This window comes from Cohnella cholangitidis (genome assembly GCF_014107495.1).
GTDB lineage: Bacteria > Bacillota > Bacilli > Paenibacillales > Paenibacillaceae > Cohnella > Cohnella cholangitidis.
In genome coordinates this window covers 1,042,524-1,068,030 of sequence record NZ_CP041969.1, presented here as the reverse complement: position 1 = coordinate 1,068,030, position 25,507 = coordinate 1,042,524, and the positions used below count along the sequence as shown (strand labels likewise).

The 25,507-nt window shown below is 51.2% G+C and carries 22 protein-coding genes and 1 pseudogene; 13 read left to right on the top strand and 10 right to left on the bottom strand.

What is annotated here, in order from left to right:
- Positions 1–132: 132 nt before the first annotated feature.
- The 5 genes from FPL14_RS05295 to FPL14_RS05275 form a co-directional block, all read right to left on the bottom strand.
- On the bottom strand, positions 133–987 hold the full coding sequence (locus FPL14_RS05295; protein ID WP_182302034.1) for a GLUG motif-containing protein: 855 nt from the start codon (positions 985–987) through the stop codon (positions 133–135).
- Between the two features lie 106 nt (positions 988–1,093).
- Complete coding sequence (locus FPL14_RS05290) at positions 1,094–1,876, bottom strand: SDR family NAD(P)-dependent oxidoreductase (protein ID WP_182302033.1); 783 nt, start codon at positions 1,874–1,876, stop codon at positions 1,094–1,096.
- Positions 1,877–1,959: 83 nt separating this feature from the next.
- Entirely contained in the window at positions 1,960–2,316 is a 357-nt protein-coding gene (locus tag FPL14_RS05285; RefSeq protein WP_182302032.1) for an ArsR/SmtB family transcription factor, read from the bottom strand.
- Positions 2,317–2,356: 40 nt separating this feature from the next.
- On the bottom strand, positions 2,357–3,163 hold the full coding sequence (locus FPL14_RS05280) for an alpha/beta fold hydrolase (protein WP_182302031.1): 807 nt from the start codon (positions 3,161–3,163) through the stop codon (positions 2,357–2,359).
- Positions 3,138–3,683 (bottom strand): PadR family transcriptional regulator, encoded by a 546-nt coding sequence (locus FPL14_RS05275; RefSeq protein ID WP_182302030.1) that lies wholly within the window; start codon positions 3,681–3,683, stop codon positions 3,138–3,140. Before FPL14_RS05275 ends, FPL14_RS05280 begins: the two co-directional genes overlap by 26 nt.
- 182 nt (positions 3,684–3,865) lie before the next feature.
- On the opposite strand from FPL14_RS05275, the gene FPL14_RS05270 reads away from it, so the two are divergent.
- From FPL14_RS05270 to FPL14_RS05250, 5 genes are all read left to right on the top strand, one after another.
- Positions 3,866–4,315: a VOC family protein gene (locus FPL14_RS05270; protein ID WP_182302029.1), complete on the top strand. Its 450-nt coding sequence runs from the start codon at positions 3,866–3,868 to the stop codon at positions 4,313–4,315.
- Positions 4,316–4,903: 588 nt separating this feature from the next.
- On the top strand, positions 4,904–5,515 hold the full coding sequence (locus tag FPL14_RS05265; protein ID WP_182302028.1) for a response regulator transcription factor: 612 nt from the start codon (positions 4,904–4,906) through the stop codon (positions 5,513–5,515).
- A 224-nt stretch (positions 5,516–5,739) separates the two neighbouring features.
- Positions 5,740–6,897 carry a HesA/MoeB/ThiF family protein gene (locus tag FPL14_RS05260; RefSeq protein WP_182302027.1) on the top strand — a complete coding sequence of 386 codons (1,158 nt, stop codon included), beginning with the start codon at positions 5,740–5,742 and terminating at the stop codon, positions 6,895–6,897.
- Positions 6,898–6,907: 10 nt separating this feature from the next.
- Positions 6,908–8,110 (top strand): PqqD family protein, encoded by a 1,203-nt coding sequence (locus tag FPL14_RS05255; RefSeq protein ID WP_182302026.1) that lies wholly within the window; start codon positions 6,908–6,910, stop codon positions 8,108–8,110.
- A 197-nt stretch (positions 8,111–8,307) separates the two neighbouring features.
- A complete protein-coding gene (locus tag FPL14_RS05250) occupies positions 8,308–9,096 on the top strand; it encodes a TetR/AcrR family transcriptional regulator (RefSeq protein ID WP_182302025.1) in 789 nt (262 codons plus the stop codon).
- Positions 9,097–9,149: 53 nt separating this feature from the next.
- Here the strand turns inward: FPL14_RS05250 and FPL14_RS05245 are convergent, their stop codons facing one another.
- Entirely contained in the window at positions 9,150–9,938 is a 789-nt protein-coding gene (locus FPL14_RS05245) for an ABC transporter permease (RefSeq protein WP_182302024.1), read from the bottom strand.
- Positions 9,935–10,822: an ATP-binding cassette domain-containing protein gene (locus FPL14_RS05240; protein ID WP_182302023.1), complete on the bottom strand. Its 888-nt coding sequence runs from the start codon at positions 10,820–10,822 to the stop codon at positions 9,935–9,937. Before FPL14_RS05240 ends, FPL14_RS05245 begins: the two co-directional genes overlap by 4 nt.
- A gap of 188 nt (positions 10,823–11,010) precedes the next feature.
- On the opposite strand from FPL14_RS05240, the gene FPL14_RS05235 reads away from it, so the two are divergent.
- From FPL14_RS05235 to FPL14_RS05220, 4 genes are all read left to right on the top strand, one after another.
- On the top strand, positions 11,011–11,709 hold the full coding sequence (locus FPL14_RS05235) for a response regulator transcription factor (protein WP_182302022.1): 699 nt from the start codon (positions 11,011–11,013) through the stop codon (positions 11,707–11,709).
- 1 nt (position 11,710) lies between these two features.
- Positions 11,711–12,676 (top strand): sensor histidine kinase, encoded by a 966-nt coding sequence (locus tag FPL14_RS05230; protein ID WP_182302021.1) that lies wholly within the window; start codon positions 11,711–11,713, stop codon positions 12,674–12,676.
- Positions 12,677–12,764: 88 nt separating this feature from the next.
- Positions 12,765–13,712, top strand: coding sequence for an ABC transporter ATP-binding protein (locus FPL14_RS05225; RefSeq protein ID WP_182302020.1), 948 nt, complete (start codon positions 12,765–12,767; stop codon positions 13,710–13,712).
- Positions 13,684–14,361, top strand: a complete 678-nt coding sequence (locus tag FPL14_RS05220; RefSeq protein WP_182302019.1) for an ABC transporter permease — start codon at positions 13,684–13,686, stop codon at positions 14,359–14,361. Before FPL14_RS05225 ends, FPL14_RS05220 begins: the two co-directional genes overlap by 29 nt.
- A 209-nt stretch (positions 14,362–14,570) precedes the next feature.
- Here FPL14_RS05220 and FPL14_RS05215 read toward each other — a convergent pair.
- Positions 14,571–15,550: pseudogene (locus tag FPL14_RS05215) on the bottom strand (LacI family DNA-binding transcriptional regulator).
- A 225-nt stretch (positions 15,551–15,775) separates the two neighbouring features.
- Between FPL14_RS05215 and FPL14_RS05210 the strand changes: the two are divergent.
- Positions 15,776–17,974: a glycoside hydrolase family 3 N-terminal domain-containing protein gene (locus FPL14_RS05210; RefSeq protein WP_182302018.1), complete on the top strand. Its 2,199-nt coding sequence runs from the start codon at positions 15,776–15,778 to the stop codon at positions 17,972–17,974.
- Positions 17,975–18,075: 101 nt separating this feature from the next.
- Here FPL14_RS05210 and FPL14_RS05205 read toward each other — a convergent pair whose 3' ends face one another.
- A complete protein-coding gene (locus FPL14_RS05205) occupies positions 18,076–18,948 on the bottom strand; it encodes a carbohydrate ABC transporter permease (RefSeq protein WP_182302017.1) in 873 nt (290 codons plus the stop codon).
- A gap of 15 nt (positions 18,949–18,963) precedes the next feature.
- Entirely contained in the window at positions 18,964–19,917 is a 954-nt protein-coding gene (locus FPL14_RS05200; protein WP_182302016.1) for an ABC transporter permease, read from the bottom strand.
- A gap of 180 nt (positions 19,918–20,097) precedes the next feature.
- Here FPL14_RS05200 and FPL14_RS05195 point away from each other — a divergent pair, with 180 nt between their 5' ends.
- The 3 genes from FPL14_RS05195 (at position 20,098) to FPL14_RS05185 (ending at position 25,297) form a co-directional block, all read left to right on the top strand.
- Positions 20,098–21,903 carry a sensor histidine kinase gene (locus FPL14_RS05195; protein ID WP_229263789.1) on the top strand — a complete coding sequence of 602 codons (1,806 nt, stop codon included), beginning with the start codon at positions 20,098–20,100 and terminating at the stop codon, positions 21,901–21,903.
- Positions 21,884–23,494 carry a response regulator transcription factor gene (locus FPL14_RS05190; protein ID WP_182302014.1) on the top strand — a complete coding sequence of 537 codons (1,611 nt, stop codon included), beginning with the start codon at positions 21,884–21,886 and terminating at the stop codon, positions 23,492–23,494. The genes FPL14_RS05195 and FPL14_RS05190 overlap by 20 nt, the downstream gene beginning before the upstream one ends.
- Positions 23,495–23,602: 108 nt before the next feature.
- The gene (locus FPL14_RS05185) at positions 23,603–25,297 is read left to right on the top strand and encodes a type 2 periplasmic-binding domain-containing protein (protein WP_182302013.1); all 1,695 of its coding nucleotides are present in this window, start codon (positions 23,603–23,605) and stop codon (positions 25,295–25,297) included.
- Positions 25,298–25,507: the final 210 nt, after the last annotated feature.

Genomic DNA, 25,507 nt, shown 5'->3' with positions numbered 1-25,507 from the left:
TGATAGTCCGATTTTACTTGAGTTCATCACTGGAAGAAATTCCTATTTTCTTAAGCGAAATACGACATTGGAGCGACCGCGGGATCGTGGTTCGGAATAACGGCAATGTATTGGCTGCAGTTCTTTTAGCGGTTACCCATTGTACAGAACGATCTGTCCGGTCCCGTAGGATCGGATAATTTTACCGCTGTTTAAGCCCACTAACTTGCCGATCTCGATCGCCGTATCCATCGTATGCACGTCGCCCGTAGCCACGGAGTTCGCAATGACCCCGGTCGCATGATTGCGGCCGACTAATCCGCCCACCGTTCCGCTTGAAGAGGAAGCGATGCCCCATGCATAGGAATCTTTGATCGATCCGGCATTCGTGCCGACGAGTCCTCCCGCGGTCGAGAATGCCCCCGAAGTTCCGCCGGCGTTTGATTGCTTGATACTGCCGGTCGCTTCATTGTATCCGGCAATTCCGCCGGAAATCGCCGTGCCTTGAATTTCTCCGGTGAATTGGCTCCATTCGATAACGCCTTTATTCACGCCGACCAATCCGCCGTTCTTAACTCCGCCTTGCACGTTTCCTTCCGCATAAACGCTTGTTAATCTTCCGAGATTTACGTTCGCGATCGTTCCGTTTCCGACCACGTTGGCCTTTTTCGCGACCAAATTTTTTACCGTACCGTAATTGTCTTGAATGAATGGGGCTGGAAGCCCAACTATCCAATGATACTTAGCGTCGAAAGTTCCTTCGAAACTCAGGATAGGCGTCCAATCCGGAGTCAAGTCAATGCTGTTCCCTAGAACGAAGTGGGATGCCGGCCAGGTTCGCATTGCCGTGAAATCCGCTTGCGTGCAAATCTTGATCGGGTTATTCGCCGAACCGTCTCCATTCCCGCATGAAGTTGTCTTGGGTGGCGGACCGCCAGCAGACGCTAGCGACTGCCATAAACATATAATCATTGCCAAACATAGAACGATCACGAACGATCTTTTCACAATCGCACAACCTTTCTACAAATTTATTTATTCTATAAATTTGTATGTCGGTTGCGTTGAATTGTTTCAGAGGAAATCGAATCATGAGGAAGCTGTCACGGGAACGCTACAGCGTCCGTTCCAGCACGTTGCGGGTAATCTTGGTCACGAACCGTCTAGGAAAGAGCCGCGGCGCTTGCGCGAGCAGCCAGTTTTGCAGGCCGGGAATGACGAAAGGTTTCCCGCTCATAAGTGCATCATACCCGATCCGGGCGACTTTCTTGACGTCCATGACCGCTTTAGCGTCCGACACTTTTTGTTTATCCATCTTGGCCATCCGGAAAAACTCGGTGCCCGTCGCTCCCGGACAGAGAGCGGTGACGCCGACTCCCGTGCCCTTGAGCTCATTCGATACGGCTTCCGACAAATACAGCACGAACGCTTTGGAGGCCGCGTAGTTGGCGCTTAACGGGCAAGCATAGAAGGAAGTCGTCGAACCCACGTTAAGAATTCGGCCGGAGTTTCTCGCGACCATACCCGGAAGAAACAGCATCATCAGATGAGAGAGAGAATGTACGTTCAATTGGATCATTTCCAGCTCGGATTGGATAGTCAGCTCGTGAAGCGGTCCGAACGAACCGATTCCCGCGTTGTTGACGAGAACGTCGATCTCGATGTCTCTTTGCGCCACGGCATCGAACAGTAGTTGAGGACCGCTTGCTTGAGAGAGATCAACCGGAACGACGATCGTTTCCGTCCGATAGCGTTCATGCAATTGGCGAGCGATATCGTTGAGCTTCTTCTCGTTACGCGAGGCTAAGATCAACCTGTAATGCTCCTTTGCGAAAATTTCCGCGAACGCTTTGCCGATCCCGCTGGATGCTCCCGTAATCAATGCCGTTTTTTTCATTGTATAGCCTCCTATGATTTATTTTAAATAACCAATAAACTAAATAATTAATTATTTGGTTATTTAACTCGAAAAAAGAAGGCTTACTTAGCCTCGGGGGGTGTTTTCAGTTCGATGATTCGTTCCGTCGTTTCCAAGAAAGCTCTTAATTGCAGCGCTGACGGTTCGATATCCAACTCGTAATAGATTTCCGTACCGATTTTGTTGGAAAGGATCAGTCCGGCTTGCCGCAAAATCTTGAGATGGTGGGAGATGGCCGATCTGGACATCGGCGACCGTTCGGTAATCTGGGCAACGTTCAAGCTGTCGTGTCTGGTTAACATCATAATAATATCTTGTCGGATCGGATCGGCAAGAGCGAGGAATATAGGACTGCAATCCCGTAGCTGCTGATGCACTTTGGTCTCTAGTTGAGCGGTATTGGGATGTTCTTGTTTCATTAGGATCGTCTCCGTGTTGATTATACAACTAAATAATTAGTTATTTGAGTGTATTGTAAGTCGCGGATCGTAGAAAGTCAAGCACGATCGCGTTGAATTTCTCCGGCGCGTCCGCGTTCGCGCAGTGGCCCGCTTCGGCGATGGTAGCCATTCGAGAGCGGGGTTCAGCCTGATGAAGCGATAACGCGGCGTCATTAGCGAGCTGAAGGTCTTTGTCTCCGACAATGATCAAGAGAGGATATGGCATGGGGGCGGATTTTGGCGTAAAGAAAGCGTTCATTCCGGACATGGCGGCAAACGATTTTCTATTAAAATGCTGTATGCCTTGTTGGAACAGTTGGCGGCCGTGATTCGTATGGCAAGAAACGTTAAGGACATACTTCCTGAATTTGCGCATGGAAAAGAGAATGTAGAACGTCCATCTGAGCATTTCTTTTCTTTGCGCCTTCAGAATAGGAGTATTATCTTTATGAATCGAGTAGCCTCCAACGATCGTTACCGACCGGACGCGTTGCGGATAACGATCGGCGATCGCTTGCGCCACGAGTGAACCCAACGACACGCCGAGAATGTGGCATTGGTCGATTCCGTTGTCGTCCATGATCCGATTGCAGAGCTCGGGTACGTCTTTGAGCGTTATTGCCGATGAACGTATAGGACTGTTTCCATGGCCCGGAAGATCAATGAGAATGAGCTGATAGCGTTCCTTGAAACCCGCGATCTGATATTCGAAAATCCGATAGTCCGCAAAGGCCGGATGGAGCAACAGGATTGTCTCTTTACCCTCATTCGCATGAATACGATAGGGAATCTCGACGCCTTTATAGATCAGATTCCGTATGTTCATCAACGTTTGCCTCCAGTTCAACGCATAATCGTTCGAGCCATTCCAATGTATGCCGGTGATTATGAAGTCCCAAATCCAACGTTTTGAGCTGATAGACGGCATGCTGTTGCAAGTGCGCGGGAACGGCTTGCCGATGAGCTTCCGCAGCGACGGCTTCAAATTCGAAGAGGGTCGATTTCAGTTGCTCGATCGCGGCGCGAACGATGGCTACCCGCTCCGAAGCCGTCATCATGCCTAAGAAAAACAAACGCGTAAGCAGGTCCTGTTCGAATCGGCTAGGAATGCTTGAACCGAGCATCCAATCGCGTAAATGCCGCTTACCGAGTTCGCTGATGGAATATACTTTTTTTCGGCGCCCGTTCACGATTGTTTCATGACACTCGACATGGCGATTGTTTTCGAGCTTTTTGAGCGCGACTTGTATACTTCCTAGGCTTGCGCTGTAGAAAGGGGACACCTTCTTCTGAAGCACGCTTCTCATGTCATACTGAGATAATGCGCGTATCATAAGAAGTCCCAAGAGAACAAACTCCAAACCGACAACCCCCATTTCCTGTCATTAATATCATCATAATATACCTAATAGGTATATTCAACGGTTTTATTTAAACGTGGAAAAATATAGAAAATAGCAACAGGCGCGAATATCATTCCCATGTTATTATGGAGATAACATTAATCATGACAAGGGAGTTATGGAGCATGCAAAAAATTTCACCTTTCTTGTGGTTCGACGGTCGGGCGGAAGAGGCTATGAATTTCTATACTTCCATCTTTAACGATTCCCAAATCATTAGCGTTAATCGCAACGGAACGGAGGTGTTCTCAGGGACGTTCCAGCTCGAGGGACAGCAATTCATGGCGCTGAACGGAGGCCCGCATTTCAAGTTTTCTCCGGCTATTTCGCTGTTCGTGGATTGCGAGACGCAGCAAGAGGTAGACGAGCTATGGGAGAAGCTGTCCGCGGGCGGAGAGCAACAGAAATGCGGATGGCTTCAGGATAAATTCGGCGTATCTTGGCAGATTATCCCCAACGCGCTAGGTAGACTGTTAAACTCCAACGACGCGGAAAAATCGCAGAGAGTCATGCAAGCCATGCTGCAAATGGATAAGATCGATATCGCGAAGCTGCAGCAAGCCTATGATGGCTAGCGGATAAGCGTTGAGGCGGAAGGCTATTCTGTAATGAAGTACAAATAAACCGTTTCTTTCGTAAATGGCGGGCCGTACATCCATTTACCAAAGCGCGGTTTTTTTGTTTTTAGAGTACTTTCTTTCCTTAACCGATAGAAAAAGCGGGGATGCATCTCCTGGAGGAGTGAAGCGTTTGCCTCTTAAAATCGTGAAATTTCCTTGTTAAGGGTCAGGTGAATCAGAGTTCACCATTTTAACCCGGGGTCCCCCGCAAAGTAATCGGAATCGGCTTCGATAGCTTCTTCTTCACTTTGTGGGGTGGAGCAGCAGCGGAAGGAGGCATCCCCGCCCTTTTGTTCGGAATTTAAGGTTCATTCGTCATATGACGGTCATGATTCCTAATTCAACTTAAATCGCGATTATTCGACATATATCGATGATTATCAACACGTTTTTTTACATAATCTCATGCCATATCCAATCCTCCGAATTCATTTGTTCCGCTATTTCCAAGAATGCAAGGTTAGGTAATGGAGAGTCACGTTACTTTCGGGGCAAAAATGATGACTGGAAGTAACTTGTTGGTGATTAAAACGATGCTATAAGATGAACTCGATTACGGACTGGAGGGGAGAAGAGTTGCGGATTATTAAAGTCATGCTGGTAGAGGAAGACGTGAATTGGCAGCAAAAAATCGCGGAGGAATTGAGTAAGGAGGTTGATATAGAGGTCGTTAAAGTCGTTAAGTCGGACAAAGAAGCGATGGAGGTGGCAGTTAACGGGACGATAGACGTGATTTTGATGGATGTGAAACCGTCCGGTTATGCACCGGAAGGCTCCCAGGCTATTCGCGAAATGATCGCCAAACAGCATAACAGGCTGAAAATTATTATGCACTCTACGAATGCCGACAGGGAGACCATCGTTCGTTGTTTTCAGAACGGCGCGGTTAATTATTTGAACAAATCCAATTGCGGCGATAGGGTAGCGGCTATTCGCGACGCGTTCCATAACCGCTCCGCGATCCACTCCGACGTGGCGGAGATTATCAGGGAAGAACTGAAACTGATGACGTTAACGCCTACGGAACGGGAAGTTTATCAATTAAAGAATAACGGATTCAACAAAAGACAAATCGCCGCAAGGCTGTTCAAATCGGAGAATACGGTCAAAACGCAGATGAGAAGCATACGCGACAAGCTGCTGTACTGGGGGTGAATAAAGATCATCCTCCTCAATCTCCGGCCGTGGGACCTATAATTCGAATTGTGAAGAGGAGGTGACATTCATGAAAATCGAAATCCGCGAAGTTGAAAACCTTACGCCTACGGCTATCCACCTGGATCCGTTCGAAGTCGTAGACTTCAAAGCCTAATTTTAACGTAACCTGCAGAGAGGCCGTACGTATCCGTACGGTCTTTCTCAAAGGAGATGACCTGCCGATGATGAAACCGAATTTAAAAGAATACTGCCGATACGTCATGAGCCGGGAAGACGAGGTAATCCGGTTCAAGATGGAACGCACGACTTTGGAAATACCGGATCCCGAAGGGCGCATCTACGCGTTCATTAATCTTCTGGACGGAGCGCATACGAAAGAGGATATCGCGCGGGAATTGAACTTGACCCTTACAGAGGTGGAAGAAGGTATCGCATCGCTGGACGGTTACCGGATTCTAGAGTCCGTGTCGGCCGTTCCGAACGGGCTTACGGAACGCGAACGGTTGCGGTACAAGAACAATTACACCTACTTTTCCTTATATGAGAACATGACAGACAGCAGGTTCGACTACCAGCGGAAGCTGAAAAACGCTAAAGTTGCCGTCATAGGCCTAGGCGGGGGAAGCGTTATTGCGGCTTGGCTCGCTGCCATGGGGGTCGGCACGATTATCGGAGTCGACTTCGACAGGGTAGAATTAAACAACTTGAACCGCCAATTTTTCTATACCGAGGATGACGTGGGAGAATATAAAACGACCGCGTTAAAGCGGAGATTGAATTTGCTGAACCGCGACGTCAACGTAGAAGTGCACAATCGCAAGATCGATAGCGCCCAGTCGCTAATGGACGTTGTCGCGGGTGCCGATCTGGTCGTCAGCGCCATCGATACGCCTCCGTTAATGGGGTCGCGTTACGTCAATTCCGCCTGCCTGCAATTGGGAATCCCTTCCTACTACGTATCGATCGGGAACAAGCTGGGATTCTACTATCGCGTGCTCCCCTTCGAGAGCGGCTGTACCGATTGTCGGCTGCTTCATATCATGCGTACGGAGCCGGAATTGCTCGACGTGACGAAACAGAAATGGTTCGGGGCGATTCCGGACGTTGATTTCGGCAATCCCGGCTTTGCGCCCAACGTAGCTATCGTGACCTCGCTGATCGCATCCGAGATCGCCAAACATATCACCGGTTACGGCCCGACCTTCGAATTGCCCTTCGGGCTCGTTAATTTCCAAGACATGCAAGTTTCCCATCGCAACATCCCGAAATCCTCGGATTGCCCAAGCTGCGGACGCCATTCCGATTCGCTGGCAACCGAACCTGTTCCTCTGGATCGGCTCTTCTCCCTAGCGGAATCCGAAGCGCTGACGATTGGTTAGGGGGATGAAGATGAAGCCATTTGACTCGAATTCCGTAGTTACCTTAGCTCATCTCACCGTACAAAGGGAAGGCGAGGAATACACGATCGGGGATCCGCGGATACCGAGATTTATTCGGGTTCCGGAGCCTGCGGTGTTCGTGATCGAACGGTGTGACGGCACGAGCACGGTAGAAGAAGTTCGCGAGCAAATTCTAAAGGATAAAGGGCTTGAGATCGACGTGTTGGATTTCGTCTCCAATTTGCGAGCGATCGGATTGGTATCTGAGGTCGCGGAACGCGAAGCCGCCGTTTCTCGCCGGCCAAAAGGGATTATTCGCACTGCGGAGAGACTTGGAGCGGTCATGTTTCGCTCTCACGCCAAATGGTTCTATTTGCTCGTAATCCTAGCCGTTATCGTTTTGTTCTGGAGCCGGCCCGGGCTTCTGCCTCATTATGCGGATATGTTCGTGTTGCCGGTCATCGGAGGCAACTCATTGTTGGTGTCTCTAACCGCTTGCGTACTGATTTTCCTGCACGAATGCGCTCATCTGTTGGCGGCTTTCGGTGCGGGCGTCCCGGCTCGAATGAGGGTGAATATCCGGTATATATTCGTCGTAGCGGAGACCGATATGACGGGGTTGTGGGGTCATGAGAAGGCAAAGCGGTATTTTCCTTATCTTGCCGGTATGGCATGGGATTCCGCGCTCATGTTAATCGCTTTGCTTGTACAGATGGGAGTAGCGGAAGGCAGTTTTATCTATCTGTTCGCCAGACTGGTAGTCCTTCTGCTCGCGCTCGGCATTTTATCGCAGTTCATGGTGTTTCTGCGGACGGATGTCTATTACGTGCTCGGAAATTACACCCATTCTCCTGATCTGGCCAGAAGCGGCAAGCTTTTCATACGGAAATTATGGCGCAGAAACAACGAAACTCGCGCTCAGTGGGAGGGATTGCCCGCTACGGAGCAGAACGCGGCGAAATGGTTCGGAACCGCTTATTTCGTAGGGATCGCCTCGCTAACCGTTGTGTTCGTACTCTTCAGCGTTCCGGGAGGCTATACCGCCTTAAAGAGTGCGTTGAGCCAAGTCAGGAACTACTCGATTCAATCGATCCCTTTCTGGGACGGAGCGATCATTCTCTCATTGGCCTTATTCCGGCTCGCCCTTTACGGAAAGGGAGCCCAGACGGCCATTCGCGACAGAAAAAGCAAACGCGGAGTTCATCAAGCATGAAGGCGCAGCATCTCTCGGATGCCGCGTCTTCTGTCGTATCAGGTTGAAGCGGCTCGTCCATAGTTCCCGCCAAATCAGGATCGGCTCACGATACGCCCTTACGCTTCCCTAACGGAAGTTGTAAGGGCGTTTGTGATATACTGTTTATTAAGTATACAATTTCGATCAGCAACAAAAGCGTATGGGGGACAGGAAACATGTCAAATCACGATGACCTTGATCACGAGGCCGTGAAGGCTCTGCCCAATGGGGTGAAGCTCAGCTGGGGTTTAGGGAAACAGTCGAAGAGAGGTCCGAAGGGTGAACTCAGCATACAGAAAATCGTCGAGGCGGCAATCGCCATCGCCGATAAAGACGGGCTATCAGCCGTGTCGATGAATCGGGTTGCCGGTTCCTTGGGATTTACAACGATGTCGCTCTATAGGTACATCTCCAGCAAGGAGGACCTGCTCGTACTGATGCAGGACACCGTGTGCGCCATTCCGATCCCTCCGGAGAAGAGCGAGTCGGATTGGCGCGAAGATTTGCGGGAATACGTTAACGCTTGTATCGAAGTCTTCCGAATCCATCCGTGGTTCGGCGATATCCCGATTACCGGCGTTCCCCTAGGACCCAATAATTTGCTCGTTATCGACTGGGTGCTGCGGGTATTGCGGGATTTCCCGTTGAACGATTTTGAAAAAATGTCGATCATCTTGCTGCTTAGCAGTTATTCGCGATCGAGCGGGATGATCATTCGGGATATCGAACGAGCCATCCGGGAAGGAGCAAGCCAAGATTCCGTTAGCGGAGTCCATTATAGCGCCGCTCTCAAGCACCTGGTCAAACCGGACCGTTATCCCAATCTGTACCCGATCATCCAGTCCGGAGCATACACGGACGACAATGCGGCGGAGAATACGGTCGGCAACGATTTCGATTTCGGGCTGGAGCGTATTCTTGACGGCATCGAACATTATTTTGTCGGGAAGAAACCCGGCAAATGAGAAGAGAACGGCGATCAGGCGAGTGCCTGGTCGCTGTTCTCTTTAAGATGATCTTATCGGCGTCCCGCTTTTCGTTGAAAGGCAATGAAGCACCAGGTCAAGGAGAGCAAGAGAATGATCGTGCACCATCCGAGCGCCCACCATGCGTTGTCTTGAACCGGAGTTCCCGTCAGCCATCCGCGAATCGATTCGATGACCGGCGTGATCGGTTGATGATCGGCAACACCTTGCAGCCAGCTAGGCATTGTGTCCGTGCGGACGAAAGCGCTGGAGAGATAAGGTAAGAATAGCAGGATGAACCCGTATCCGCTAGCCGCGGAGGGACTGCCCGTGACTAAGCCGATGGCCGCGAATAGCCAAGTGAACGTCAAGATGAACAACGTTATCATCCCTATCGCAGCTATCCATTCCAACGCGCCGGCGGATGGCCGGAACCCGACGATCAATGCCACTCCGATGACTACGGCGGTTGCGAACAAATTACGGGCGAGGCTTGCGACGACATGGCCCGTGACGATGCTCAAGCTGTGAATCGGCATCGTTCGAAAACGGTCGATGATTCCGTTCGTCATATCGGTGGCGACATCCACGGCCGTGCTGGCGGAGCCGAAGCCCGCGCAGAGGAGAATGATGCCCGGAACTACGTAGTTAACGTAATCTCCGCTCGGATCGAGCGCCCCTCCGAATACATAAGTAAACAACAACATGAGCATGACCGGAAGCAGGATGGCCATAAGCAAAGCTTCGGTATTCCGCAAGCTGAGACGAAGGCTTCGGCCGATGAAGACGGCGTTCGTTACCCAGAAGGAAGTAGGCTTGGTTATCGAACGGAGCGTTGTCATGAGTAAACCTCCTCCAATCGTTTCGTCGTCAGGGCAAGGAAGACATCGTCCATGCTAGGTTTGCGAATGCGCACTTTCGTTTCCTGAGGGACCTTAGCGATGAGCTCGTTCAGCGCATGTCTGATGTGCTGGACGCTTCCGGTCGTCGGGAAAGCTTCGATTACCTGATCATCCTCGTTATATAATTCGATGACTTCTCCGCCTACGCGAGCTTTCAATTCCTCGGGCGTGCCGGTCGCGACGACGCGTCCGCCGGCGATAACGGAGATCGTATCCGCCAGTTGATCCGCTTCTTCCAAATATTGAGTCGTGAGAAATACGGTAATGCCCGACTGCTTCAATTGAAGAATGATTTCCCACAAGGCGCGTCGGCTAATCGTATCCAACCCCGTCGTCGGTTCATCGAGGAACAGGACCGGCCGACTGACGACTAGGCTGATCGCGAGATCCAGCCGCCGGCGCATTCCGCCCGAATAGGTTTTGACCCGTTTGTTGGCTGCTCCCGTTAGGTCGAAGAGCTGCAACAGTTCGTGCGTTCTCACGCGGGATTCCAAGGCTGATAGCCCGGATAGACGGCAGATCATCCGCAAGTTCTCCTCGGCGGTCAGGGCATCGTCCACCGCCGCGAACTGCCCGGTAAGGCTAATCGATTGTTTCACTTTAAGCTTGTCGGCTACGACATCGTAGCCGGCTACCCGAACCGTTCCTTCGTCGGCTGCCGCCAACGTGGACAGGATGTGGATCAGCGTCGTCTTACCGGCGCCGTTGGGGCCGAGCAGCGCATAAACAGTGCCTGACGGGACGGTAATATCAATGCCGTCAAGCACGACTTGGCTGCCGAATTTTTTGCGTAAACCGTTCACTTCTATTGCGAACTTATTCATGGGTATCCTCCTTGAATGAATATCTCAACAACTGAGTATTGTATAAACAGTATATGTTATACACAGTGTAAAATACAACACCTATTTGAATGTCGAAAATGCCGTTGTCCATAATGATCCGATTATGGGATATGGTATAATCAGTCAGTTGCTAGAGAATAAGCATTAAGGATTTCGGGAGGTGCGGGATGTCGGAAACGATCCTTCTAGTAGAAGACGACAGCTCCATTAGCGAGATGGTGGCGAACCATTTGAGAACGGAAGGGTATCGTCTCGTAACGGCTTTCGACGGGGAGGAAGCCCATCGACTGATTCGGAACAACGAATTCGATCTGATCATTCTCGATCTGATGCTGCCCCAACTCAACGGCATGGATTTGCTTCAGCAAGTCCGGCAGAAAAGCTGGGTTCCCGTGATTATCGTGTCCGCGAAGAATGGCGATGTGGATAAAGCGCTGGGGTTAGGTTTCGGTGCAGACGATTATATAGCGAAGCCGTTTTCTCTCATCGAACTGAGCGCACGGGTTAAGGCCGCGATTCGCCGTTCCAAGCTGACTTGGCAGCCGGATACGCTCGGCGGGGATAAATCCGTTCGTCTCTTCGATCTCGTCATCGATACGGACAATTTTTCCGTGACTAAGAACGGGCAAGCGATCAAACTGACGGCCAAGGAGTTTGCCATTTTGCGGCTGCTGGCTACCCATCCGAAACGGGTATTCACGAAGGCTCAGCTATACGAGCGGATATGGAACGAAGAGTATTACGGAGACGAGAACGTAATTAACGTGCATATGCGAAGGCTCCGCGAAAAAATCGAAGACGATCCTTCTAATCCCCGGTATATCAAGACGTTATGGGGAATCGGTTATAAGTTAGGTGATCAATGAAATGATCTATTACCTTTTAGGGACGCTGCTTCTTCTATCGCTGGCGCTGAACGTCGCGCAATACAGGGCCAAGAAAGAACGAAATGCCGGTCTCGAATATATGAGCGATAAATTAAACGCGATTATATCCGACCGATCGTCGGAGCGTTTGCTTTTAGTAACGGCGGAGACGGAACTTAGGCAATTGCTGATCGGAACGAATCGGCTGCTCTCGTACAATCATGAGCTGATGTCGGATTCGGCGAAGATGAGCCTATCGATGAGGAGAATGCTCTCCAACGTTTCCCATGATCTGAAGACGCCGCTGACGGTCGTGCTCGGCTATATCGAGACGATCAAGCTTAACCGGGCTTTAAGCTCCGATGAACGAGACGTCATGCTGTCCAAGGTGCAGTCCAAAGCCGAGGAAGTGCTGGCGCTGATGAATAAATTTTTCGACTTGGCCAAGCTGGAGTCCGGGGACTGGCAACTGGAACGAAGAAGGATCCATTTGAACGAAGTTTGCCGGAACAGCATGCTCGGCTATTACGATCTATTGACGGGTAGAGGGCTCGAGGTGTCCATCGACATTCCGGAAGCGCCTATCTATATTTATGCGGACGATGAGGCGATCGGACGGATATTGGATAATTTGTTATCCAATGCGGTTCGATACGGTTATGAAGGCAACGTGATCGGGTTATCGCTCCGCCAAGACCAGGATGCGGCGTATGTCGACGTGTGGGACAAAGGCAGAGGAATTCCGGAAACGGATATGGACAAAGTGTTCGAACGGTTGTATACGTTGGAGGATTCCCGGAGCTCTTCCACGGTAGGAAGCGGTTTAGGGCTGACGATAGCCAAGCGCTTAACCGAACAGATGGACGGTAAAATCGAATTGCGGAGCAAAGCTTACGAGCGGACGGTATTTACGTTGCGATTCGCCAAGCCGAAATTCGAGTATAACGCGGCGGCGTCGAATTCGTAAGATTTTCGTAAGTTTCGAGTAATAGAAAAGTTCGATCCCCCTGATAGGATAGGTAATGAAGAAAAGAAAGCAGGGAGGGAACCAGCCGGTGAGCTACATTCTAAGAACGCATCGCTTAACCAAATCTTATCGCGGCAAAGAGGTCGTGTCCGACGTCAGCATGAACATTAAGAAGGGCGAGATTTACGGATTTCTAGGTCCCAACGGCGCGGGCAAAACGACGGTCATGAAGATGATGACGAATCTCGTTAAACCGACCGGCGGGGAAATCGAGATTTTAGGGGAGAAATTAACTCCTTCCTCGTACGAAGTGTTGAAGAGAATGGGCAACATTATCGAAAATCCGGTGTTTTACGATAAAATGACCGCCCAGGAAAATCTGGAGCTTCATTGCGAGTACATGGGCTATTACAACAAGAGCGCGATCGGCGATGCTCTGAATCTCGTGAACTTGCGCAACGTCGAACGCAAACCGGTCAAGGAGTTTTCGCTCGGGATGAAGCAAAGGCTGGCGATCGCGCGGGCGATCACGACGAAACCCGAGCTGCTCATTCTCGATGAGCCGATCAACGGTCTCGATCCGGTAGGGATCCGGGAACTGAGAGATTTATTCCTCATGCTGAGCAAGCAATATGGCATTACGTTGTTGATCTCCAGCCACATTCTCGGGGAAATGGAGCAAATCGCGGATACGATAGGCATCATTCGCGCCGGCAGGCTGGTGGAAGAGGTTACGATGGATGAAATTCGCGGCAGCCATGCGGAATATATCGAATTGCATGTTTCGGACGGTACGAAAGCGGCTTTCGTCTTGGAGAGCGTATTGAAAATTTCGAACTTTCGGATCGTGGAGGGTAACGGCGTTATTAGAATCTACGACCTGAAGGTGCCGCAGAGCGAGTTGACGCGCACTTTGATCTTGAACGGGGTGTCCGTCGATTCGATCAACCGGAAAAATCATTCGCTGGAAGATTATTTCATGCAACTGATCCAAGGAGGAGAACGACATGCTGCATCTCGTCAAACTGGAGCTTAGGAAAGTGAAGATCGCCGGCATTCTCAGGACGGCGGCTCTGATTCTGCTCGGTATTCTCGGATTCGCTCTGCTCATCGGTTCGGACAAAACCGAAGGATTCAAAGATTACGCGGAGGCGATGTCGGTCATCGGGATGATCGTCCGAGTCGCCTTCATCATCTATGCCTCGGTCCTTCTATCCAAGCTTATCGTGGAGGAATATCGCAATCAGACGATGGCGCTCCTGTTCACGTACCCGATCAGCCGGAAAAAGCTGCTCCTTGCCAAACTGCTTATTGTCGGAGTAATTACGTTTGTTTTGGTTATCATCGGCACCGTGCTCGTATCCGCGGGATTCTATCTCTTCAACGAGAAGCTGCACTTTTTCCCCTCGCCGTTGACGGCCGACATCGTGAAGAAGCAGGCGCTGCAACTCGGAGTCAACGCGGTAGCCGCCGCGGGCATGGCTTTAGTTCCGTTGTTTTTCGGGATGTTGAAAAAATCCGTACCGACGACGATCGTTTCTTCGATTCTTATCGTAGCGGTTATCAACTCGAGCAATAACGGAGCTTCCTTGGGCGAGATTATCGCGGTTCCGATTACGTTAGGAATCATCGGCTTCCTCGTAGCCTATTTATCGATCCGCAAAGTCGAACATGCCGATTTATAGCGGGCAATTTCATGGCAAGGCTCAAGCATCTAGCTTGAGCCTTTTTTTGTCGCATGGAATCGTGCTCATGAGCTCGATAGTACCGTGAAGCGGTACTAAAACGCTTGAGATCACGTTCGTGATCTCAAATAGCAACCGGCTTGCTGCAAAACATTAAGAAGCTCATCCAATTCGAAGGATGAGCTTCTTTGGTCCGCGTTCGATCGCTGTCAAACAGTCCCGCGAACCGATTGCACCGACTCGCCCTTAACTAAAGTGACGTATATCCGCTCATGCTCCACTCCATCCCCGGAGATCATTTTCAGCAGCTGCTCGGAGGCGAAGGAACCCCATTTGCTCATGGAATAGTCGATGGTCGCGAGCTTGGCTGGATGTACTGGGAAACCTCGATGTTATCGAATCCGATCGGATGAATCTGTTCGCCGATGACAAGCGAAGTACGGTTGCGGATAAAATGGCACAGTCCGACGGCCATTTCGTCGTTAAGGCAGAATACGGCGGCCGGGCGTCTGTATTCGTTCGCGATCCGCTCCCCGGCTGCTTCTCCCGAGGCTTTGCCGAAATCGCCGTCAATCTCGATGAATTCCAGATGGGGATTGCGTTCGACGGCTTGCTTGACCGCATGAAGCCGTTGCTTGGCATCGTACGAGCCCTTCGGTCCCGTAACGACGTAAATTTTATCGTGGCCTTGCTCCAGAAGATAATCCATGGCAAGCGTAGCGCCGGCTTTGTTGTCGAGCAGCACTTGATTGATGTTCGGATGATTAAATTCGCGATCCAGAACGACGAGCTTATGGCCTTGATTCGCGTATTTAAGCAGTTCTTCGTCGGAGAACGTCTCGTCTAGCACGATCGCGCCGTCTATCATTCGTTCGGGAATCAACCGGCGGGATTGCATGCCGCTGCATACGATAAGATCGTAGCCTTTACGGTTCAGTCCTTCTTTAACCCCCTGGAGCAAGTCCCCGTAGAAATTGCCGCTGAAATCGGTAAGAAACATTCCGATAATGTTGGATTGCCGCTTCTTCAGCGATCTTGCGGCGGCATGAGGGACGTAATGGATCTCTTCGGCGATCTTCAAAATTCTCGCAGCGGTTTCTTCGGTTACCTTGGGACTGCCGTTAAGAGCGTAGGATACCGTAGAAATGGAAACGCCTGCTTTGCGGGCTATATCTTTAATGCTGACCACGCTTGTCGCTCCTTCTAGGAACATAACTGAATAAAACGCGCGAAACGTTTCGATAATAACTATAACCTAAAGGGCGATCTTCTTTCAAGAGTTAATAGTGAGACTAAATGTACATAAAATATAAGTTTGACAGCGCTAAAAAAACGGATTTATAATCAATTTGAAGTCGATCGAAACGTTTCGATTGCAAATTTTATCAACCAACTAGAGGGGCTGCTAAAGATCATGTCCGATTCGAATCATCTATCACCGGCCGATGCGGTTAAACATCGAAACTTGAAAAACCTTCTGGATCAAATGACGCTCGACGAAAAGATAGCCCAGCTTATTCAATTGGCCGTGCCGTTCTACGAGGGGGCGGATGGAGACGGTCTGATTACGGGGCCGATGGCTTCGCTCGGCATTACGGAAGAAACCGTCCACAACTCCGGGTCCGTCCTCGGCATGGCTGGAGCATCGGAAACGATTAACGTGCAGCGCGCGCATCTGAACAACAACCGCCTAGGCATTCCGTTGCTGATGATGGCGGATATCGTACACGGCTTCAAAACGATTTTCCCCGTACCGCTCGCTATCGGTTGCTCTTGGGATATGGAGCTCGCGGAGAAGAGCGCGGAGATCGCCGCCAAGGAAGCGTCCGTATCCGGCGTTCACGTTACTTATGCGCCGATGGCGGATCTCGTTCGCGATCCGCGATGGGGCCGAGTCGTGGAATCGACGGGTGAAGATCCTTATCTGAACTCGGAATTCGCGCGGGCATTCGTCAGAGGATTCCAAGGAACGGATCTGTCGGGCGATACGGACAGGGTGGCGGCGTGCGTGAAGCATTTCGCGGCTTACGGCGCGGCAGAAGCCGGCCGGGATTATAATACGGTCGATTTGTCGGACCGCCAGATGCGCGAATTTTACTTGCCGGCATATAAAGCCGCGTTAGACGAAGGCTGCGAAATGGTGATGACTTCTTTTAACACGGTGGACGGCATTCCGGCGACGGGCAATTCGAAGCTCATGCGAAAGCTGCTGAGAGAGGAATGGGGCTTCGACGGGATCATTATCTCCGACTGGGGAGCGGTGAAGGAGTTGATCGCGCACGGTATCGCGGCGGACGAATCGGAAGCGGCGGCCAAGGCGATCAAAGCGGGAGTAGACATCGAAATGATGACTTCCTGCTACGTCAAGCACCTGTCCGAGCTCGTGGACGCCAAGGAAGTAGACGTCGCGCTGATCGACGAAGCGGTGCTGCGGATATTAACCTTGAAACAAAAGCTGGGGCTGTTCGACAACCCCTACCGGGCAGCCGATCCGGAGCGCGAGAAGGACATCGTGTTCTGCGAAGAACACCGCGAGACCGCGCGGGAGCTTGCGGTTAAATCCTGCGTGTTGTTGAAGAACGAAGGAGCGCTTCCACTTAAGGGCGATCGGTCGATCGCTTTGATCGGTCCGTTCGCGAGAAACGGCGACGTGCTCGGGCCATGGTCATGGACAGGCTCCAAAGACGATGCCGTCAAGCTAGACGCCGGATTGAGAAGCAAAATGTCCGGATCGCTGACGGTCGCTGACGGCTGCGGAATCGAAACGGCGACGGAGGAGCAATGGCAGGAGGCGCTGGCGGCGGCTCAAGCTGCCGAGACGATCGTTCTTGCGCTGGGCGAACACTCGGATATGAGCGGGGAAGCGGGCTGCCGGGCGGACATTCGTCTGCCGGAGATACAATTGGAATTGGTTCGCAAGATCAAGTCGCTCGGCAAACCGATCGTCGTCGTCTTGTTCAATGGACGTCCGCTGGATTTGCATGGGGTATACGAAGAAGCCGATGCCGTACTCGAAGCTTGGTATCCGGGCTCCGAAGCGGGCAACGCGATCGCGGATTTGCTGTTCGGCGACGCTAACCCGGAAGGCAGGCTCACGATGTCCTTCCCTTATAGCGTAGGGCAAGTTCCCGTTTACTATAACGCGTATAACACGGGACGCCCGCAAGGAGCCCCCGACGCTCAAGTTCGTTACGTGTCCCAGTATTTGGACATTCCGAACGAACCGTTGCTTCCTTTCGGATTCGGTCTCGGCTATTCCGAATTCGAATACGGCGATGCCGCGCTTTCGTCCGAGGTCATAACGAAGGACGAGCAACTGCGAGTATCGGTCACGCTGACGAACAAGGGAAGCAGGGCCGGAGTAGAAACGGTGCAGATGTACGTGCGCGACATGTCGGGGGAAGTCGTGCGGCCGGTCAAGGAATTGAAGGATTTCCGCAAAGTCGCGCTTCGGCCGGGAGAGAGCCGCGAGATCCAATTCACGTTAAGCGAGAAGCAACTGCGATATTATCACTCGGATCTTACGCATGACAGCGATGCCGGTGCGTTCGTCGCCTATGTCGGTCCGAATAGCAAGACAAATGCCGCGCTTCCGTTCAAGCTGGTGAAATAATCCGTTTTTTAAGCGACAGGCGTACGAGGTGTAAAGCTGAGCAAATAAAAAAAGAGCGCGGCAGGCACGCGATTGCGTAACCGGCCGCGCTCGACAACCCACTATTCCTTAACGGCGCCAATGACGACTCCTTTAACGAAGAAGCGCTGCAGGAACGGATAGACGATCAGAATCGGCAGCGCGCCTATGAAGATCTGGGCAGCCTTGATCGTCCGCTGAGACTTGTTGACGACGACGGATACATCGAAACCGGTCATATCGTTGGCTACGATAATGGTTTGCATGAAGCTGGCCAGCGGAAGTTTCTCGGCCTGCTTCATGTAGATCAAGCCGTCGAAGTAGGCGTTCCAGTGGCCGACCATCGTGAATAAAGCAATCGTCGCTATCGCCGGCAACGAGATCGGCAAATAGATCGAGAAAAAGCTGCGAAGATGCCCGGCTCCGTCCATGAACGCGGCTTCTTCCAGTTCTTTCGGCACGGTGCGGAAGAAGTTCAGGAGCAGGATGACGTTGTACACCGTGACCAATCCCGGAAGGATCAAAGCCAACAGATTATTCAATAAGCCGAGCTTCAAGATGAGGATGTAGCTTGGAATAAGACCGCCGGTAAAGAGCATCGTGACGACGAAATACCACAGGTAAACGTTTCTGGCGCGGAACACGCGGGTATCCTTGGAGAGCGCGTACGCGGCGGCGGCGTTTACGGCTAGAGCGAGCGCCGTACCGAGAATGGTCCTTTTTAAGGAAACGACTAGAGAAGTTAAGAAGTGTTCGTTCTCGAACGTTCTCGCGTAAGCTTCGAACGTGAAGCCGACCGGCCAGAACGACACGAGTCCGGCGTTGGCCGGAGCGGTCGAGCTCAAGGACACCATCAGCAAGTGGAACAACGGGAGCAGACAAACGATCGCGATGATCCCGAGCAGCGCATAGTTAAACACGCTGAATATTCGGTAAGGCAACGTTTTATGGTACATGCGATGACATCCTTCCTAGAAGATTCTATATCCGGCGAATTTGAACGCAAGTCGGTACGAGATGATGATTAGAATCAGGCTGATCATCGATTTGAAGAGGCTGACCGCCGTCGCGAAACTGAATTGGCCGCTCAGCAAGCCTTCCCGGTAGACGAACGTGTCGATGATATCGCCTTGTTGGTAGATCATCGGGCTGTACAAGTTGAATACTTGGTCGAAGTTCGCGTTCATGACGTTGCCCAAGGCTAGCGTCGCGACGACGATTAGAATCGGCACGAGCGACGGAATCGTAATCGACATCGTTTGCTTGAACCGGCCTGCTCCGTCGACTTCGGCTGCCTCGTATAACGAAGGGTTTATTCCGGCCAATGCGGCAAGGAAGATGATCGTATTAAATCCGAATTCCTTCCAGACGTCGCTGAAAATAATCGTGAGCCGGAACCAAGTTCCGTCGCCCAAGAAGAAAATCGGTTTTTTAAGATCGAACAGGAACGTCAGGAATTGGTTGACGATGCCGGTTTGGGAAAGCAAGTCGATCAGGATGCCCGAGAGGATAACCCATGACAGAAAGTGGGGCAAATAGACGAGCGTCTGAATGGATCGCTTGTAACCCATATGCCTGACCTCGTTCAGCAACAAGGCGAAAGTAAAAGGGATGATCAAGTTCAGCAAAACTTTGGAGCATGCGAACAACACCGTATTCCCAATGATTTTGACGAAGTAATCATTCTCGAACATAAATCGAAAATGTTTCAAACCGACCCATGGAGAGCCGGTAATTCCAAGCGCGGCTTTATAATCCTGAAACGCCATCACGAAACCCGACATGGGCAAGTAGGAAAAAACGAAAACGAGCAGGACGGCAGGCAGCACCATCAAGTGCAAAGTCCACGGAATCTTGTAGCCTTTTCTCTTTTCGGATTTCCGGACGGCTTTGAAGTCGGCTTTACGCAGTGTATTTTCTTCCATAGCACTCTCCCGTTCCATAAAATCTCAATTGTTTATAAGGTGAAGCCTTGATACCTTGATATATATAGTAACAACGCGTATGATCATCGAACTATATGACATTGTTAGGATCGATAGGGTTTTGTTAGGGATCTTGTTCGTGGGGGCGGATTAAGGATGCGGATAAAAGGTTTGGGTTTGATGAAAAAAAGGAAGGGTTCCAAGGCTAGCCTGTTCGTGAAAATCAACGGATTGATCCTTGTCTTGTTCATTCCGATTATCGTTTTGTTTACTTACTCCAACGGAGTGACTTCCAAAGTCATGAATAAAGAGCTTCAGGCTTCGAACAGCAAGCAACTATCCTTCTTGTCGAGCCAGATCGAATCGCGGATCAATCAAACGATGGACTTCGTCGTGACTTTCTCCAGAGATCCGAACGTTCGCAAATTCAACGGGTTGAACATCTGGGACGACCGTTACGACCGGATGCAGACGAGATACGTCATTCAGGAGAAGATGAGGCTCCAATCGGGGGTTATGAACATATGGCCCGTCAAATTCACGGTGTATTCGCAACTAAACAAAGAAGCGATCTCGAACTCCGAAGACAAGGTGGAGTACGATGCGGAATATTTGAAAAGAAACGTGACCGGCAAATGGTCTTACGGCGACGGAGAAACGGCGGAACCCGGTCAGCACAATGCGTTTCATTGGTTCTATACGGATTCGTTCGTTCAGCAAGACGTGCTTGGAGGCAGCGATCTGGTCGTGGAGGCCAGCTTTAACCACGACAATATCCAGAACATGCTGGACACTTATAAGGCAGGCGGACAAGGAGATCCTTTGTTCTATCACAAGGGAGATAAGCCGATCCTGAACCGCAGCGCCTCGGAGCGTCTGACGAATGAGCTTGTCCGGTATTTGGACGGGCAAAGCTTGGGGAATACGATCCAGGAAGTCGTCGAATTAGATGATAAGAGCTACCTGCTCAGCGCCGTGAAGTCGCCTCATCTCCAATGGTATCTGGTGGATATCGTGCCGCTCGATCAAATTCTCGGACCGATTTCCTTCAGCCGCAATCTGTTCTATTTGGCGATGGCTTTGCTCTTCGCAGTCGGAATATCCGCGTCGGTACTCATGTACCGTAACGTTCAACGTCCGATCCGCAAGCTCATTCGAGGATTGCAAAGCGTGCAACGGGGAGACTTCTCGGTGAGGCTCGATTCCAACAGCAACAACGAGTTTTCTTACCTGTTTTACCGTTTCAACGATATGTCCCGACAAATACAAAGCTTGATCGAGAACGTGCTGAACGAGAAAGTGTTGGCTAGGGAAGCGACCTTGAAGCAATTGCAGGCGCAAATCAATCCTCATTTTCTGTACAATTGCATCGGTTACATGATCAATATGGCGCAAATGAAAGACGAGGAAGCCGTCGTCTCGATGGGACACAATTTGAGCGCCTATTACCGATACATTACGCGTATGGAGCGGCCGATGGCGTCGCTCGCCGAGGAAGTCCAACTCATTACCAACTACTTGGACATCCAGAAGCTTCGCAACGGCAGAATTCATTATCATATCGATATTCCCGGGGAAATGATGAAGCAGCAAGTTCCGCGCCTTATGCTGCAGCCGGTCGTAGAGAACGCCGTCATTCACGGGGTAGGGAAGAGCTATTCTTCCGGGGAAATACGAATTACGGGCGAGATGTCGGGCGCTTTCTGCAAATTATACGTCGATGACGACGGACCCGGTATGACCGAAGAGCAGTTGGACGCGCTGAATCGCAAAATTCGGGGGCCGATGCAGGATGACATGGGTTACGGCTTCTGGAATACCCATCAACGGATCAACCATCAATTCGGGGAACGGTCTTGCCTCCTGTTCGTGAAATCCGAGCTTGGAGGATTACGTACGGAGATCATATGGGAAATTCCCGAAGAAGAGAGCCGATCTTATTCCATACAACAAGGAGAACGACCTCATGCAAATGATCATCGTTGACGACGAAGCCCACTGGGTGGACAACCTGTCCATGAACAAGCCTTGGCACACGCTTGGCATCGATCATGTCCATAGAGCGTATTCCGCGCAAGAAGCGCTCAGCATTATCGAGACCCATCCGATCGACATCGTGATTTCCGACGTTCTCATGCCCGAGATGACGGGAATCGAGCTTATCGGTAAAATTCGCGAACGGGACACAAACATCAAGTGCATTATCTTGTCCGGTCATTCCGACTTCGATTACGCGAAGGAAGCGCTCCGCCATCAAGCGGTCGATTATCTGCTTAAACCGCCGACGGACAATGAACTACTGGGGGCGGTGAAATCCGCCGTCGAGCAGCTGCAGACGGAATGGGAAAGCGTAAGCTCCTTTGAACGAACCCAGTACGCGTTGCGGGAAAACTTGCCGCTGCTGCGCGGTCAACTGCTGTTAAGCGCGTTCCGGGGGGAGCGGTTGTCCGCGGAAGAGTGGCACCGAAAGCTCGATACCTACGGTTTGCCTTTTCGAGAAGGGGAATGCGCGCTGTTGCTCGTCCGAATGGAGGACGAATTCGGGCAATACCGCAACAACGGACAACAATTATTGGAATATGCGGTCATCAATATTGCCGAGGAAATTTTCAGCGAATTTTCGAATCTGTGGGGCGTTAAGGAAGAGCACGGTTATTTGGCTTTCCTGTTGCAATACAAGGATAAGGTTGAGGATTCCGGGAAAGAAGTTCTGCTCGAGAAGCTTGCCATGCAGCTTCAATCGAAAGTCAGGCAGTTCTTGAAAGGGTCTATCTCCATCGTCACGACGGAAAGATTTGTTTTCCCCGATCAATTGTCCGGCCGATATCGGCACGCGCTCGCCTACTTCAGGCAGATCGTTGGGGATGAACGAGAATTCGTCATACGCGCGGCGGACTTGGACAATAGCTTGTCGCAGCAAGGCGCGTTGGATGCGATTTACGCTCCGCCCGGGCTGAACAACCTGTTGGAGGCCGGACGCTGGGAAACGGCGGAGGAGAAGCTGCGCGACATCTTCGCGGAATTGGACGAGAGGTGGTCCGAATCGTTGGAGCACTGCTTGGAAGCCGGCTATATCATCGCGTCGTCATACACACATTTCGCCCACCGCAACGGATATACGCTTGCCGGATTGCTCGGCGACAATATCGAGGCGTTGCAGAACGGGGAAGCATTCTCTTCCATAAGCAAGCTGCGGAGTTGGGCTTTCGCCGCGATGGACGGCTTGAAAGAAGGAACTTCCGACAAGGTGAAGGACACGCGCTCGGTGTACGTCAAGAAAATCCAGGAATTCGTGCAGGCTAACTTGCACCAAGATGTCTCCCTTCGGGCGCTGGCGGATCACGTTAACCTGCATCCGACGCATCTCTCGAAGCTGTACAAGATCGAAACGGGCGAGGGAGTAAGCGAGTACGTGTCCCGTCTTCGGATGGAGACCGCTTGCCATAAGCTTAAGACGACCGATCGGAAAATATACGAGATCAGCGCGGACATCGGTTATTTGGACCCGGCGTATTTCATCAAAGTGTTCAAAAGGCAATTCGGGGTTACTCCCCAAGAATACCGAGAAGGAAAATAACAACATGACAGAATCCTATGGAAACTAAGAAACTCCTATAGATGACTTCCTAGCCCCGTTGGTAAAGTAAACTCGTGAGAATCTTACATCGTAGGGGGAAAACAAATAATGGCTAAGTTCAGCAAGCTATGGCTTCCGCTCGTAGCGGTATCGCTAATCGTATCGGCCTGCAGCAGCAACAACGCGAACAACGGCAATGCGGCCGCAACCGGCTCGACTAGTCCGAGCGCATCGGCATCCGCAGGCAAATCCGAAGCGGATCTGGCGTTCGAGAAAGGCAAATACGATCCGCCGATCGACATCAGCACCGTTATCATGCCGAAGGAGTACACCAAAGGAGAGACGAAGGACAACAACGTCCACGATCGTTGGATGCTCGAAACGTTAGGCATTAAACATAAGGATACTTGGTATCCGGCTGGTTCCGACCAATACAGGCAGCAGCTTCAACTCGCGCTCACCTCCGGCGAGAAGCTGCCGGACTTCGTTCAAGTGCCGACGGACCCGGTTCTGACTAATCAATTGATCGACTCCGAGCAATTCATGCCGATCGACGAGTTGTTCGACAAGTACGCGACTAAAGTGTGGAAAGACCACGCGGCCGAGCACCCCGAATTGTGGTATCCCTTCACGAAGAACGGCAAGAAGTGGAACCTGCCGATCATGGAATATACCGATAACGACGACACGCTTCTGTGGTTGCGCGAAGATTGGATGGAGAAGCTGAACCTGCAACAACCGAAGACGATAGCCGATCTCGAGAACATCATGGACAAGTTCAAGAACGAGAATCCGGACGGATTGGCCGCGAAAGACGTATTCCCGCTCGCGATTTCGTTAAAGAACAACACGAATACTTGGATGGGCGGTCTGGACTGGCTGTTCGGCGCCTACGGTTCCGTTCAGGAACAGTGGAACAAAGACGCGAACGGCAATCTCGAATACGGGTCCGTTAATCCCGGCGCTAAGCAAGCGCTAGCCAAGCTGCAAGAATGGATGGAAAAAGGATATATTCACCCGGACTCCGCTCTTTGGGACGAAGGAAAATCGGCCGAGATTTGGACCAAAGGGAACGCCGGCGTATTACCGGGCGCGAACTGGGTACCCGACTGGCCGGCCCCGGACTTGCTGAAAAACGTAAAAGGCGCGAAATACAAAGCCTATCCGGTACCTGCGGGTCCAGACGGTTTGATCGGCACCAAATGGCAGAACTCCGGCGTCAACAGCAGCTTCATGATCAACAAAGACGCGAAACATCCGGAAGCCATCATCCTATACTACAACTATTTGCTCGACAACCTGGCTAATCCGACCGTCGGAAGTCCGTACGAATACGGCTTTGCCAAAGGGTATGACTGGGATATCATAGACGGCCAACCAACGAACGACAAAGAGAAAATCGGAGCGGACTTCTTCGACAAGTTCCCGTACATCACGGGTCCTGCGCGCATTCCCGACCTGTACATGAAGTCCCTCGTCAAGCTGGCGGACGGCGGCACCGCGGAAACGCCGTACGAGAAGCAACAAGAAACGTTCCGTAAACCGGAAAACTGGTATGCGGCGAAGGTTGTCATGTCGCAGATCGACATTCGCAAACAAAACTACTTTACGGGCGCCGCAACGCCTACGATGATCGAGAAATGGAATTTGCTTCGCCAGTCCGAGCTCGAGACGTTCAACAAAATCATTTACGGCAAACTTCCGGTTGACGCGTTCGATGAATTCGTCGCTAGCTGGAAAGCGAACGGCGGAGATAAAGTCACGCAGGAAGTTAACGAATGGTTTAAGTCCGTGTCGAAATAATTAAGCTCTCGAGATCGCTCTTCCGTTCGGTTCCGTTGACCGATCGGGAGGGCGATCTATTCGTTCCGTCAAACGGAAATAGGGATTAAGTGGAAAAGTAGAACGATTTGATGTTGTTTGCGGGCTCCCGGTCTTACATATTTGTGCATTTCGTTCCGTCGGCTTATCAGGAGGTGCCCAGGTGATATAATGGGAGCACTAGATACGAAG